This is a genomic window from Staphylococcus gallinarum, from assembly GCF_000875895.1.
GTDB lineage: Bacteria > Bacillota > Bacilli > Staphylococcales > Staphylococcaceae > Staphylococcus > Staphylococcus gallinarum.
The window spans coordinates 109,574-123,768 of sequence record NZ_JXCF01000010.1 but is presented as its reverse complement, the minus strand read 5'-3'; the positions used below and the strand labels follow the sequence as shown (position 1 = coordinate 123,768).

At 31.8% G+C, this 14,195-nt stretch carries 11 protein-coding genes; 4 read left to right on the top strand and 7 right to left on the bottom strand.

All coding sequences use genetic code 11. The features are described 5' to 3' along the window. Positions 1–484 precede the first annotated feature (484 nt). The gene (locus SH09_RS08960) at positions 485–1,636 is read left to right on the top strand and encodes a glycosyltransferase family 4 protein (protein ID WP_042739315.1); all 1,152 of its coding nucleotides are present in this window, start codon (positions 485–487) and stop codon (positions 1,634–1,636) included. A 381-nt stretch (positions 1,637–2,017) separates the two neighbouring features. Here SH09_RS08960 and SH09_RS08955 read toward each other — a convergent pair whose 3' ends face one another. Next, positions 2,018–3,619 (bottom strand): L-lactate permease, encoded by a 1,602-nt coding sequence (locus tag SH09_RS08955; RefSeq protein WP_042739314.1) that lies wholly within the window; start codon positions 3,617–3,619, stop codon positions 2,018–2,020. A 305-nt stretch (positions 3,620–3,924) separates the two neighbouring features. Between SH09_RS08955 and SH09_RS08950 the strand changes: the two genes are divergently transcribed. Next, complete coding sequence (locus SH09_RS08950; protein ID WP_042739313.1) at positions 3,925–5,613, top strand: CDP-glycerol glycerophosphotransferase family protein; 1,689 nt, start codon at positions 3,925–3,927, stop codon at positions 5,611–5,613. Between the two features lie 100 nt (positions 5,614–5,713). Here the strand turns inward: SH09_RS08950 and SH09_RS08945 are convergent, their stop codons facing one another. The 3 genes from SH09_RS08945 to SH09_RS08935 all read right to left on the bottom strand — a co-directional run bounded on the left by SH09_RS08945 (position 5,714) and on the right by SH09_RS08935 (position 7,857). Next, positions 5,714–6,511: a hypothetical protein gene (locus tag SH09_RS08945; protein WP_042739312.1), complete on the bottom strand. Its 798-nt coding sequence runs from the start codon at positions 6,509–6,511 to the stop codon at positions 5,714–5,716. A 97-nt stretch (positions 6,512–6,608) separates the two neighbouring features. Next, positions 6,609–7,067, bottom strand: a complete 459-nt coding sequence (locus SH09_RS08940) for a hypothetical protein (protein ID WP_052495426.1) — start codon at positions 7,065–7,067, stop codon at positions 6,609–6,611. A 271-nt stretch (positions 7,068–7,338) separates the two neighbouring features. Further along, positions 7,339–7,857, bottom strand: coding sequence for a GNAT family N-acetyltransferase (locus tag SH09_RS08935; protein ID WP_042739311.1), 519 nt, complete (start codon positions 7,855–7,857; stop codon positions 7,339–7,341). 282 nt (positions 7,858–8,139) lie between these two features. Between SH09_RS08935 and SH09_RS08930 the strand changes: the two genes are divergently transcribed. Both SH09_RS08930 and glcP read left to right on the top strand, forming a co-directional pair. Further along, positions 8,140–9,129, top strand: coding sequence for an acrylyl-CoA reductase family protein (locus tag SH09_RS08930; RefSeq protein ID WP_042739310.1), 990 nt, complete (start codon positions 8,140–8,142; stop codon positions 9,127–9,129). 628 nt (positions 9,130–9,757) lie between these two features. Further along, on the top strand, positions 9,758–11,122 hold the full coding sequence (glcP, locus tag SH09_RS08925; protein WP_186823866.1) for a glucose transporter GlcP: 1,365 nt from the start codon (positions 9,758–9,760) through the stop codon (positions 11,120–11,122). A gap of 458 nt (positions 11,123–11,580) precedes the next feature. Here the strand turns inward: glcP and SH09_RS08915 are convergent, their stop codons facing one another. The 3 genes from SH09_RS08915 to SH09_RS08905 all read right to left on the bottom strand — a co-directional run bounded on the left by SH09_RS08915 (position 11,581) and on the right by SH09_RS08905 (position 14,183). Next, positions 11,581–11,913 carry a hypothetical protein gene (locus tag SH09_RS08915; RefSeq protein WP_042739308.1) on the bottom strand — a complete coding sequence of 111 codons (333 nt, stop codon included), beginning with the start codon at positions 11,911–11,913 and terminating at the stop codon, positions 11,581–11,583. Positions 11,914–11,935: 22 nt separating this feature from the next. Beyond that, a complete protein-coding gene (locus tag SH09_RS08910) occupies positions 11,936–13,411 on the bottom strand; it encodes a catalase (RefSeq protein WP_082039201.1) in 1,476 nt (491 codons plus the stop codon). Between the two features lie 436 nt (positions 13,412–13,847). Continuing rightward, complete coding sequence (locus SH09_RS08905) at positions 13,848–14,183, bottom strand: GNAT family N-acetyltransferase (RefSeq protein ID WP_253955181.1); 336 nt, start codon at positions 14,181–14,183, stop codon at positions 13,848–13,850. Positions 14,184–14,195: the final 12 nt, after the last annotated feature.

The window sequence follows — 14,195 nt, the reverse complement described above, 5'->3', positions numbered from 1 at the left end:
TATTTCTAAAACTTAGAAAACAAACACTTCCACTAGCTGAATAAAGCGTTTTCTATAGATAAAAAATAAAAAAGCACATTTCGTTATTATATATAATAAAAAGAACATCGCTATACGATATTCTCTTCCATACTCTTCTAATTATATACGTAATTGTCGAATGAAAAAAGAGATTTCGGAAATTCTACACAATTTTTGTTGATAAGTGTAAACTAAAGAATATGAATAAAAATACATTAAACACTGTCATCATGCACTTTTTCACTATTTAAATCCACTTAAATTCACAGAAATTTTTGTTGAAATTCAAACTGATTATAATCTCAATTTTTAACATTAACCCTATCCAAGTGTAAAAATGCAACATATATCCCTTCTCTAATAAACAAATCTCATTTCCAACTACGACTTAATTCATTTTAAAATGTAATTCATGCTATAATTAATTTTAATTTATGACAAGTAACTTTTGGGGGTTTTTCTGATGAAATCAATCACTTTTTTTATGCATAATGTTTATGCAATGGGTGGTACAGTAAAGTCTATTTCACAATTGGCCAATACTTTAGCTGAAAAAGGACACCAAGTGACAATCATTTCTGTATTTAAATCGAACGATTATCCTTATTTTCAACTTCATGAGTCGATTAAGATTAAACCCTTAATTAATTATCAACTTAGACTATCAAATTTATGGGATATTATTTTCAATCGAATAAATAAATATACCTCATTTACTAAACCGAAGGAATTATCAAAGTTTGAACCTGGTCTAAATCAGTTTTCACATTATATTGAGAAAAAAATGATTCACGCATTAAAGCATGTTGATACAGACGTCATCATAGGTACACGTGCTAGTTTTAATATCTTAATAGCCCAACATGTTCCTACACACATAGAGACTATTGGTATGGAACACATGAATTTTGATGCTCATCCTGAGCCATATCAACTTGAAATTATATCTGCTTACAAAAACCTAGATAAAGTTACGACTTTGACAACCATTGATCGTGAAAAATACCAATCAAGATTACAAACACCAGTATTCGTTGTTCCTAATATTATTGATGAACCAAGGCTATACACTTCAAAATCAAAAATCATCACTGCAGCAGGTCGTCTAGAATATGAAAAGGGATTTGATTTACTTATCGATAGTATCAATCCAATTCAACATACAATTCGACAGTTCGGCTATCAAGTCTTTATATATGGAGAAGGTCAAGAACGCAGTAGTTTACAGAAACAAATAAACACATATGCTATGACTGATATTATTAAGTTACAAGGGTCAACACAAGAACTAAATAATAAATTGGCTATGAGTGAAATTACTGTTATCCCTTCTAGAAATGAAGGTTTCGGTATGGTGATTTTAGAAGCAATGAATCAAAGTAATATTGTGGTTAGTTTTGATGGCAATACTGGTCCAGATTCAATTATTGAAAATAATATCAATGGTTATTTAATCGAACATGGTAATATCGAAGCACTTTCTAATAAATTACGTCGTTTAATTAATCAAGAGTTTAAAGAGCACGTTATTTTAAAAAATGCTCATAAGACAGTTGAACAATATACACCACAAGCTATCTACAACGATTTCTTAAAAATGCTCAACTCCCATTAATGTTATTTTCATAGGTTCGTTTTTGCTATAAACTATAATAAAATAGTGAATCATACTTGTTTCACTATTCGTTTATTCAACTATGTTCTTTAATGTAAGTCATGTGACCAATGCTATATTTTAACAGCATGCTAATACCTTGAATGTTATAGTGAATGAGGTTTTATCTCTTAAGACATAATCATTAATCCAATCAATTCAATCTTGAAAACAAAACAAGACACTTCGTTAAATTCTCATCCATACGACTGAATTTGCGAAGTGTCTTGTATATTTTCAAAAATACAACATTCCGTTGGTCTTATTTTATTTTCTTAATCTGCATTTATAAATGCTTTTGTTTTATTAAACGTTAGCAATCACTTGTGGTATTACATTTCATTATAAGAATAAATTTAATATATATGTCCATACGCAGATAAAGATTAACATCGCAACACTGTATTTCAATGTCATTTTCAATAATTCTGATTCTTTACCTACCTCTTTAACAGAAGCTGTCGCAATTGCAATGGATTGTGGTGAAATTAATTTAGCTGCAACACCACCAACTGTATTTGCAGATACTAACAACGCACCGTTTGTTCCTATATTCTGTGCTACTGAAGCTTGAATTGGTGCAAAGAGTGAGTTGTTGTTAACAACTGAACCAGTCATAAATACACCTAACCAGCCAAGTATTGGTGATAATAATGGGAACATCGCACCTGTCTTCGCAATACTTTCTCCTAAAGCCATACTTAATCCAGCATATGTCATTAATTTAGATATTATTAAAATAAAACAAATTGTAAGAATAGATAACCACAACTCTAAAAATGTTACTTTAAATAGGCGAATTGCATCTTTGAAGTGCACGTTTTTAGACATTAAAACCGTAATGATAATAACTAGTAAAATTGCAGTACCTGTTTGGCCAATAAAGTTAAATGGCAAAATAATACTTTTCTTTGCTATATCACTATATGTGCCTGGAATTGTAATATTGGCAACAAGTGAAGATAATGCACCTCCAGGAAGGAATAATGCTTTAAATTGCGGTGAACTCCAAATCATAACGATAATTGTTAAAATATAGAATGGACTCCATGCATAAGCAATCGCTTTAACACTATGTTTCGTTGGCATAGTTGGTGCCACATCACTTTGAATTCTAAAGATGTGTTTAGGTTGGAATTTTTTAGAAAATAGCGCTAATGAAACCATCGCAACTAATGGTGGAATAATGTCTGCTAATTCTGGTCCAATAAACACAGTAATTGCTGCTTGCGTAATTGTATAGCTAATGCCAACAACTAAAATTGCTGGTAACGTTTCTTTGACACCTTTAAAACCATCTACTATCCAGATTAATAAAAATGGAATAAACATATTTACAATAGCCAATGTTAATACAGAAATCTGTGAAACTTGCATACTTGTTACGTTTCCAGATAAATTCAATGTATCAATGATTTGTACTGGTATACCAATCGCACCGAATGCACCTGCTGAAGCATTCGCAATTAAACATAACATTGCTGCTTTTAATGGTTGGAAACCGAGTTGTGTTAAGAGTAATGCACAAATTGCAATTGGAACACCAAATCCAGCTGCGCCTTCTAAAAATCCATTAAATGCAAAGGCAATTAGTAAGATTTGTATACGTTGATCTTGAGAGATATTGGCAATACTATCTTGAATTGTCTTAAATTGCCCACTCTCATTTGTGATTTTATAAAGTAATACTGCCATGATAACAATATAACCGATCGGAATAATACCTTGATAAACACCTTCAATCATTGCACCTGATGCTATAGGTATCGGTAATTTAAATAAGCCAATTGCAATAACTAATGTCACTATGACTGTAGTAATCGCTGCGTAAATACCTTTCATTTTAAAAACAGTTAAACATAATAAAAATAAGACAATAGGAATTGCTGCTATAATACTTGATAATATAACGTTATTAAACGGGTTAAAACTTTCTACAAACATTTTGACTCACTTCTTCTTTCTCTATAGTTTAAAACTTAGCTAGCAGTTGTTTTAGTTTTGTTTGTGATTTTTTTCACAAGTTTATTATAACATGACTTTCAATGAATACAACTGTTTTTTTAAATTTTTAAATAGTTTTTTACCAACTATTTTAGACAATGCAAAAGCATCTTTAAAAATCAACATATAATCTTATATTTTGTTCCATAACACTTATTTTCTACTTGTTTTTAAGGGGATGATTTTATCTAATTTGTGCTACATGGTAAAATAAGCTCAATAACATTTATGCAGAGGGATTTAACATGATAAAACAATTTGAACTTGAAACGTGGGACTTATCAGAACAACAATTAAATAAGTCATTACAAGAAGGCTACACTCATTTTGTAGTCGTAAACAAAAATATTAAATTATATAAGAATATGTTTAAAGCTGTTGAACTCAAGCCTTGTACAATTGTTGCTGACTATACAGTGAATCAACAATATATAAATGACTGCCATTATTTTGGTAAATCAATGATAAATTTTAATGATTGGATAGAAAATATTAATCATTATCCAAATGTAATATTTCATATTGAAACGAGCTTAAAACTATTGCAGCAGTATACTATTACCAAAATATTTGATTTGGCCTTATTATCATTGCTACAAGAAGATGTGGCTACTGATAGTCATGTCGTATTTGATTTTAAAAAAGGATTTAAGACAAGTGATTCTGTGTGGGAAATTGTGCATCATTTTGAACCATTAAACACCACAGCTTTCAATTTAAATAAATTAGCATATCTGCATGAGCATAAAGCACCTTTCAAAGGGAACGCTACGTTAGCACCAGAGGATATGAGATTTACCGATAAATTATTAAATTCTTTTAATTTTAAATTACCACATTGGATATTCAATCCAATTCAGCAACATTCCATTAATAAGCACCATGCCCAAAGTTATATCTATACAAAAGATCGTTCAAAGTTACAAAATCACATCGTCTTTTTAGGTTTTGACTATGGCTTTAGAGGTAATTCGCGCTATCTATTTAATCATTTTGCAAAGCACTTTAATAAATTACCGATTTATTTTGTAACAGAAGATGTAAATGGTCCTAACTTTATTAAGCCAAATGATCCTAATACAAAATCATTAATCGAAACGGCCCAAGTTGTTATATTAGAGAGTTATATTCCAGATGACCTCAAACCAAACGGCACAATCATACAATTATGGCACGGTACACCAATCAAAAGGTTATTTTTAGATAGTCCAGAACCCTATCAAAATTTAAATATTTATAATTATCGTGCGCGAAAATACAACAAATGGTTGCAACAAGATTACTTTGTATGTGATTGCGAGGAAATTATCGACTACTTTAAAACAGCTTTCCCACAGCAACAAACAAATTTATTAAATTGCGGTTACCCTCGTGTTCGCTATTTACTTGATAAACAAAGTGATCAACCTTACTTATCATTTATTAAGAAAGAATTAAAATTAGATCCAGAAAAGCCTATGTTACTCTATGCTCCTACTTGGAAAGCAATTGGAGATCATGCAGATTTACTACCGATTAGTGATGGTCTGTTAAATAAATATAATGTTGTCTTCAAAGGACATATTGAAGATACATCTGACTATGTTCCAGAAAATGCAATCATAGCGCCTAGTCATATTGAAATTCAGGATTTATTACTTGTTTCTGATATCGTATTAACGGACTATTCATCCATCATCTTTGATGCTTTAACAATTGATAAGGTGGTTTGTCAATATACGCCAAATCATGCAAAATATGTTGACGAACGTGGTGTGTATGATGATGTAATGCATTCACTTGCAACAGTACGTTATAGCGATTCAAAGGCATTATTAAATGATTTAATTAGTTATCAAATGACCGAAATTCATAATAATGCCTTTGTAAACAAAGATAATCATGCTTTCGAAACATTATCACACCTGATTCAGAAAGCGATTAAAAAATCATAATTAAATATTATGTCATACAAAAAGATGGTTTCCTTTAATTAAAGGAAACCATCTTTTTAATGATTGGGAACATAAAGTTTCACACTTTATTACTTCCAAATTATTGTTGGTATGCAGGATCCACAATTCTCACTACACCTTGTTGATCAACTGTTACAATTGAGTACGTTCCCGGTTGTGCTTGGTTTTGGAAACTAAAGATATAGCTGTAATTACCATCGCTACCCTCAATACTATAATCGTTGTACGGATTGTTTTGTCCATTTTGTGCATTAATTTCAGCAGTTGCTTGCTCTAATGAATTTTGGAAATTCGGTAAACTTTGTAAAGCTGTCTGTGAATCTACATTTCCAGAAGCAATATTTTGTGATACTGGTACTGCATTCTGTCCTTGATATGGCGCCACATACTGTGATTGTGATCCACTATTATTAGAATTAGCTGTTGATGCAGCTGAATCATTTGCATTACTATTTGCTGCTCCATTTGAAGAAGCACCATTTTGATCTGTTGATGCTGAAGAAGCACCATTCGCATTTGAACTTGTATCAGCACTGTTACTATTGCTGTTTTCACTTGCATTATCATCATTGTTTGAAGCATTGTCCCCTGATTGACTATCAGAATCATTACTTGCACTATCTGAATCAGAAGCGCCTCCATTTTTGTCACTGTCACTATTTCCATCTTTACTAGAATCTTTGTCAGAATCTTTACTTGAGTCTTTGTCAGAGCTATCATTGCTCTTCTTGTCATCACTCTTAGAATCTTTTGACTTATCGTCTGTTGATTGCTTATCCTTTGAGCTGTCATCCTTTTTACTGCCATCGTCACTGCCATTTGAACAAGCAGCTAATGCTAGAGATAAAGTTAAGAAACCTGCTAATAGTTTTTTCATGATTGAAGACCACCTTTACTTTATTGTTTTACACTTTGATGAAGATAAAGTAGTTAGAGCCAATAAGCCCCAACTACTTCATTAAACAATTCTATAATTATGATTCAGTACCACCTGAGCCACTATCACTTGATTGACTACTTGTTGAACTGTCACCTGAATTGCTTGAACCGTTGTCACTTGATTGACTACTTGATGAGCCATCACTTGAATTACTTGAACCACTGTCATTTGATTGGCTACTTGAAGTATCATCACTTGAATTGCTTGAACCACTATCACTTGATTGGCTACTTGATGTATCATCCGATTTGCTTGAGCTACTGTCACTTGATTTACTATTCGAGCTATCTGAACTACTTGAACTATCATCGCTTGATTTACTATCTGAACTATCTTTTGATTCTTCAGTTTTGTCTTTAGCTTTGTCTTTTGCTTTCTCTTCAGTTTTTGCCTTTTCAGAACCTTCGTCCTTTTTGCTACCTTCGTCACTACCATTTGAACATGCTGCAAGTGCTAAAGATAAAGTAAGAAAACCAGCTAAAAATTTCTTCATTTTTTTGAAAAACCTCCTAATAGTTTTCATACTCATACTAGATATGTAAATAATCATCATTCAATATGCATATCTCGATGAGTATAGTAACGTTATTCACTTACAAAAAGATAAATAAACGCTTTTATTGGAAATTTCTCCGATTTTTATAAAAAAATGATATAAACTAAATAAAGTTTAACTAACTATTACATTAAATTAACTTTCCAGATTGTTCTTAGTAAAATCAAATTATTAGTGTATTTTTACTATACTATATTTTGAAAACGCTTTACAACTTTTTCTCCATTACCAAATCTGAATCAACTACACTACCTGTTTGAAACTCATGTCTTCCAACCACTTTTAAACCATGCTTTGTATAAAATTTTAATGCAGGTTCATTATATTCCCACACACCTAACCAAATTTTTGTTTTATTTAATTCTTTTGCTTTATTTTCAGCAAATTCAATAATATCTTTACCTCTTCCGCCACCTTGAGCATGAGGTAAAAAGTAAATACGTTGTATTTCTAGATATTCTTCACCCATATCTTCAGTTTGTGCTTCAAGAATATTTAATTTAAAGTAACCTGTAACTTCCCCATCTTCCTTATAAAAATAAGTATAGGAGTGTTCATTTTTCAATTCTTGTGTTAATGTCTCAATATTATATGCTTCCTCAAAATATTGATTAAAGTCATCTTCAGAATATCCACCATTCTCGAACGTTGTTTTAAATGTTTTGATACTAATATCTCTTAATATATCTAACTCTGATTCTTTAACTGCTTCTATTTGAAATGCCATTGTGCTATCCCCTTTTTTATTTTCTTTATATATATTAAATCAAAATGTACATTTCAATAAAGAAATATCATAATATTTCCATGTTATTTTACTATTAATGGAACAAAATATTTGTTATAGTTTGAAATAATATTGTTTAGAAATTAATTTTAAAATAAAAGCGCTTACCTAAAAACATTGATATTTAGCCATATTGTGTAATATTCAATTACATGATAAAGTGGTTAGTGTTTTTTAATTGTTCATATAAAAATTACATATAAAAGGGAGTGCCATAAGGCAATGACTGAAACATTTAAAGCCTTTGTAGTCGATGAACAAGACGGCAAAGTAACGAATCAAATTAAAAATTTAACTATAGATGATTTACCTGAAGGAGAAGTATTGATTAAAGTTAAATACTCAGGTATCAATTATAAAGATGCTTTAGCTACAGTCGCTAATTCTAAAATTGTACAATCATATCCTATGATTCCAGGTATTGATTTAGCTGGTGTTGTTGAAAAATCCGACACGCCTGCATTCAACCCAGGTGATGAAGTTATCGTAACGGGTTATGATTTAGGTACAAGTCGTTTTGGTGGCTTTAGTGAATATGCTCGTGTGAAAGAAGAACAAATCGTTCAATTACCTAAAGATTTAACTTTAGAAGAATCAATGATCTATGGTACTGCGGGCTATACTGCAGGACTTGCCATTGAAAAATTAGAGCATAACGGCTTGTCTGTTGAAAATAAAGAAGTATTGGTACGTGGCGCTACAGGCGGTGTAGGTACATTATCTGTAATGATGTTAAATGCGATTGGTTATAAAGTAATTGCAAGTACAGGAAAAGACAACGCAGAAGCACAATTAAAAGCATTAGGTGCAAGAGAAGTTATCTCACGTATAACAAAAACTGATGACAAACCACTTGGCAGCCGTAAATGGCAAGCTGTGATTGATCCAATCGGTGGGGATACACTATCACAACTTATCAAACACTTAGATTATGATGGTAGTGTAGCTGTGATTGGAATGACTGGTGGAAATCACTTTGATAGTTCTATCTTTCCTTTCATATTAAGAGGTGCAAACATTATTGGTATTGATTCTGTTTATACTGAAATGAAAGTACGTAAACATATTTGGAGAAGATTAGCTAGAGACTTAAAGCCAGCTCAATTACATGATATTAAACAAACGATTAAGTTTGATGACATTGAAACACATATTAATAATGTCCTAGAACATAAAAATTCTGGACGTATCATTATTGATTTTGAAGCTTAGTTATTGATTCATTATATGCTTTAACTAAAGCAAATTCCTTAAATATATTAAAGATTCACAAGTTGATATATAAGACACCTCGTTAATTTAGTTTAAATGTATTTATTAAATTAGCTGGGTGTCTTGTTTTTTGATGTGTAAAATTTCAAGTGCGAATAGTGTTTACGTATCATTAGATAAAGTAAATAAGTATCGAGCTCAAGACGCTTCCCTAGTTTATAACTTAGTCTAAGTTATATACGGAAGGTTTCTAAAAATATAACCAACAATCTAACTTATAGTTGTAACCCTTATGCATATTCATTTATAAGTTTGAATTTAAAATCTCATTATAGTTCTTTCTCTACTCCTCGTGTTCTATCACTTCATTACTATTAATCATAACTTATTAAATTAAGTTGCTTTTCCATTTCCTAAAATTAAACATATTTTAGACAAATACCCTCTACAAAATCACAATACTTACCATTAATAATTCTGTTTATTTTACACTTTTAAAATCAAATCAAATAAGGCTAGAATTGCATATAAATATCTGACAATAAATAAAATTCTTATTCTTTAATATTTACAACCTTTTTATGAAAGCGTATACTTATCTTTGTCTAAAACAATCAGGAGGTTCTATATGGGAATTAAAGTTAATAAGAAGCTCATCTTTTTCCTAGGTGCCTTGGGAGGATTACTCTACGGTTATGACATGGGAGTAATTTCAGGTGCATTATTATTTATAAGAGATGACATACCATTAAACAGTATTACAGAAGGATTAGTTGTATCATCCATGTTGGTTGGTGCGATATTTGGATCGGGTGCCAGTGGTCCAATGTCCGATAGACTTGGACGAAGACGCGTTGTATTCATTGTTGCAATCGTCTATATCGTTGGGGCATTAATCTTAGCATTAGCACCTTCAATGCCAATACTTGTATTAGGTCGTTTAGTTATCGGATTAGCTGTCGGTGGTTCTACTGCCATCGTACCTGTATATTTATCTGAAATGGCGCCTACTGAACAACGTGGTTCACTTAGTTCATTAAACCAATTAATGATAACAATTGGTATCCTTTCTTCATATTTAATCAACTATGCATTTACACCAATTGAAGGTTGGAGATGGATGTTAGGTTTAGCGGTATTACCTTCATTGATTTTATTAATGGGTGTTGCATTTATGCCTGAAAGCCCTAGATGGTTACTTGAGCATAAAAGTGAAAAAGCTGCGCGTGACGTGATGCGATTAACGTTTAGCGAAAGCGAAATAGATAAAGAAATTGCAGATATGAAAGAAATCAATCGTATTTCTGAAAGTACATGGAATGTATTGAAGTCACCATGGTTAAGACCAACGCTAATAATAGGTAGTATATTTGCCTTATTCCAACAAATCATTGGGATAAACGCAATCATTTATTACGCTCCTTCAATCTTTAGTAAGGCAGGACTTGGGGATGCTACTTCAATTTTAGGTACAGTTGGTATTGGGACAGTTAACGTATTGATTACTATTATTGCAATTATGATTATTGATAAAGTTGATCGTAAACGTTTATTAGTAATTGGTAACATTGGCATGGTCGCTTCATTATTAATCATGGCAATATTGATTTGGACAATAGGTATTCATGCGTCAGCTTGGATTATCATCCTATGTTTAACATTATTTATTATTTTCTTTGGTTTCACTTGGGGTCCAGTATTATGGGTTATGCTTCCTGAGTTGTTCCCTATGCGTGCACGTGGTGCTGCGACAGGTATTGCAGCATTGGTATTGTCAATCGGAAGTTTATTAGTGGCTCAACTCTTCCCAATTTTGACTGAAGTATTATCTGTTGAACAAGTCTTCTTAATCTTTGCAATTATTGGTATTGGGGCATTAATCTTTGTTGTTAAATATCTGCCTGAAACAAGAGGCCGTAGTTTAGAAGAAATTGAAGCTGATTTACGTTCAAGAACAAGTGCAACAAATGCACAAATTGAGGAAAATAAATAACATGCTCTGCACATTAAATATTTTATTATGAGCTCTATTGGCAAACTGCTTTGAGAGAAAAAATGTTAGTTTTAGACTGTTAATAGAAAGGTCACTCAAGTAACCTTGTCAATATTTCATAGTATTGTATATAAAATAAGACTGGGAGATAAATACCCAGCATTAAGCCCATCAAAGATTTTAAATCTTTGATGGGCTTATTATTTATATCAATACTAAGTATTGTCATTGTTTGCTTACCTAGAGGATTGGGGCGAAACTCGATCTCTACAATCACCCTATTCCCTCAAGTGTCTCGCAAACAATACGCAGTTCTTATATGTTATTACTACAAAAAATAAGAATTTAATAATGAATTATAGGGAATATGCTATGTCTATTTATAGCTTTCATCATCAAATTTTTACGTTTACTCTTTAATTATTTCCCTGTAATAAATGTGAATTATTAAGATCTTATTATTTACTAACAATCTTTTCTTTAACATAAGTGACGAAATCTGCTAACCTCTTATCATCCATATCACTCATCTTAAATGTTCCAATACTAAATGTAATATTTAATGTTCCTTCAGTGACATCGATGGCTTGGACTTCGTCATAACCAATATTTCTATAGTAAAATTCGCCTGCCATATCGACATTCAATATCAATCTTTCATTCGTCGCAATATAAGCTGCTTCGAATACTTTAACTTCGCCATTTACTGGATAAGGCATATTCCCTAATACGGACGGTCCTTGCTTTTCAGTTGGAAATAAATCTGCTGGATTCACTTTATCTAATATCATTTTATATGCTCCTTTACTATTTTTATAAGGTCAAATCTACATCTGAAATATCAATATCCATAGCTCGTGCAACGCCTTCACCATAAGCAGGATCTGCATGATAACAATGTTTAATATGTCTATGCTTAATTGTTTCACTTACTGGTGCCATTTCATTTGCAGTATTATTAAATAATGTACTTTGTTCCTCTTCACTTAATAGTCTAAATAATTTTCCAGGTTGTTCAAAATAATTATCATCGTCTTCTCTATGATTATATTCATAAGCTTCACCTTGTACAGCTAGTCCAGGTTTCTTAAACTGTGGTTGATCTTCTAATGCATCCTTACTATTTGGATAATAATGAGTCTTACTACCTTGATTGTCATCTAATATGCGCATTTGACCATCTCTACTAAATGGACAAAGGTTCTCAACACCAACACCTTTTGCTTGGTTCACTGGAATTTGCCAGTGATTAACACCTAATCTATAGCGTTGCGTGTCACCATATGAAAATAGTCTACCTTGTAGCATTTTATCTGGTGAAAAATCAATACCAGGCACTATATTTGTTGGCGCAAAAGCAGCTTGTTCAACATCTTGGAAATAGTTTTCAGGATTTCTATTTAATTCAAACTCACCCACTTCTATTAGTGGATATTCATCTTTATACCAAACTTTCGTTAAGTCAAATGGGTTATCTTTATGATTTTTAGCTTGTTCTTCCGTCATGACTTGAATGTACATTTTCCATTTTGGATAGTTACCATCCTCAATATTATTAAATAAGTCACGTTGTGATGAATCTCTATCTTTGGCAATCACTTGTTCCGCTTCTTCTGCAGTGAAATTTTCAATACCTTGTTGACAACGATGATGGAATTTAACCCACACGCGTTCACCTTGTGCATTGTACATAGAATATGTATGTGAACCAAATCCATGCATATTTCTATAACCTTTAGGTATGCCTCTATCTGTCATCAAAATAGTAACTTGATGCAATGCCTCCGGTAATAGTGTCCAAAAATCCCAATTCGCTTCTGGATCTTTCATGTTCGTTTTTGGATTTCGTTTAACGACATGATTTAAACTAGGAAATAACTTTGGATCTCTAAAGAAGAACACTGGTGTATTATTTCCAACTAAATCCCAGTTTCCTTCATCTGTATAGAACTTTAATGCAAAACCACGAATATCACGCTCGGCGTCCCCTGCACCTCTTTCTCCAGCTACCGTTGAAAATCTTGCAAACATTTCCGTTTGCTTACCTACTGCTGAAAAGATACTTGCAGATGTATATTGAGTAATATCATTCGTTACTGTAAATGTTCCAAAAGCACCTGACCCTTTGGCATGCATACGTCTTTCAGGAATAACCTCTCTATCAAAATGGGCCATTTGTTCTAAAAAGTAAATATCTTGCATTACTAATGGACCACGCGGACCAGCTGTCATACTATTTTCTCTATCAGACACAGGCGCTCCAAAGAGTCCCGTTAATTTATTATTCATATTTATACCTCCAACTGATTATTCAAGCCTTATATTCGATATTAAATATCTCTTTGTAATAATTACTAATTTATAATTATTATAAACTATTATACATGAGTTGAGATATAAATCTATAACTATTCGATAATTATTGATAATTTGTACTTATAATTGATAATTTCTTTTTATCATCATTTTCATTTCTGATCAATTATTGTCAATATTTAACCATACAAAAAACGCACAACCATGCCTATCACCCTTACAGTGATTACTAAGTTGTACGTTTATTAAACCTTAATATAATAATTTTAAATTCGAATCATTCTACTTTGGGATTCAAATAATTGTCACATTTTGTAATTAATAATCAGAAACCCTTATATTTAATCTAAGTTGTTACCTGTGAAATACAATATAGCTAATAACTATTTAAATAACCTGTAGTTATGTTTTAATACTTAATATACATACCACCAGAGCGAGGTTCAGTCGTTATAAATCCAAATTTTTCATATAATTTATCTGCTGGATAATCTGCAATCAAGCTCACATAAGAACCTTGTTCAGCTATCGATTCGATATAAGACATTATTTCTTCCATTATAGTTCTACCATGTCCTTGTCCTTGATAAGCTTGTGCTACAGCGACATCGATGATTTGAAATGCTGTCCCACCATCACCAATAACTCTACCCATACCAATTAACTGCTCATTATCATATAATGTAACATTGAAAAGTGCATTAGGTAATCCTTTCTCTGCTGCCTCTAGAGATTTGCCACTCATTCCTGCTGCTAA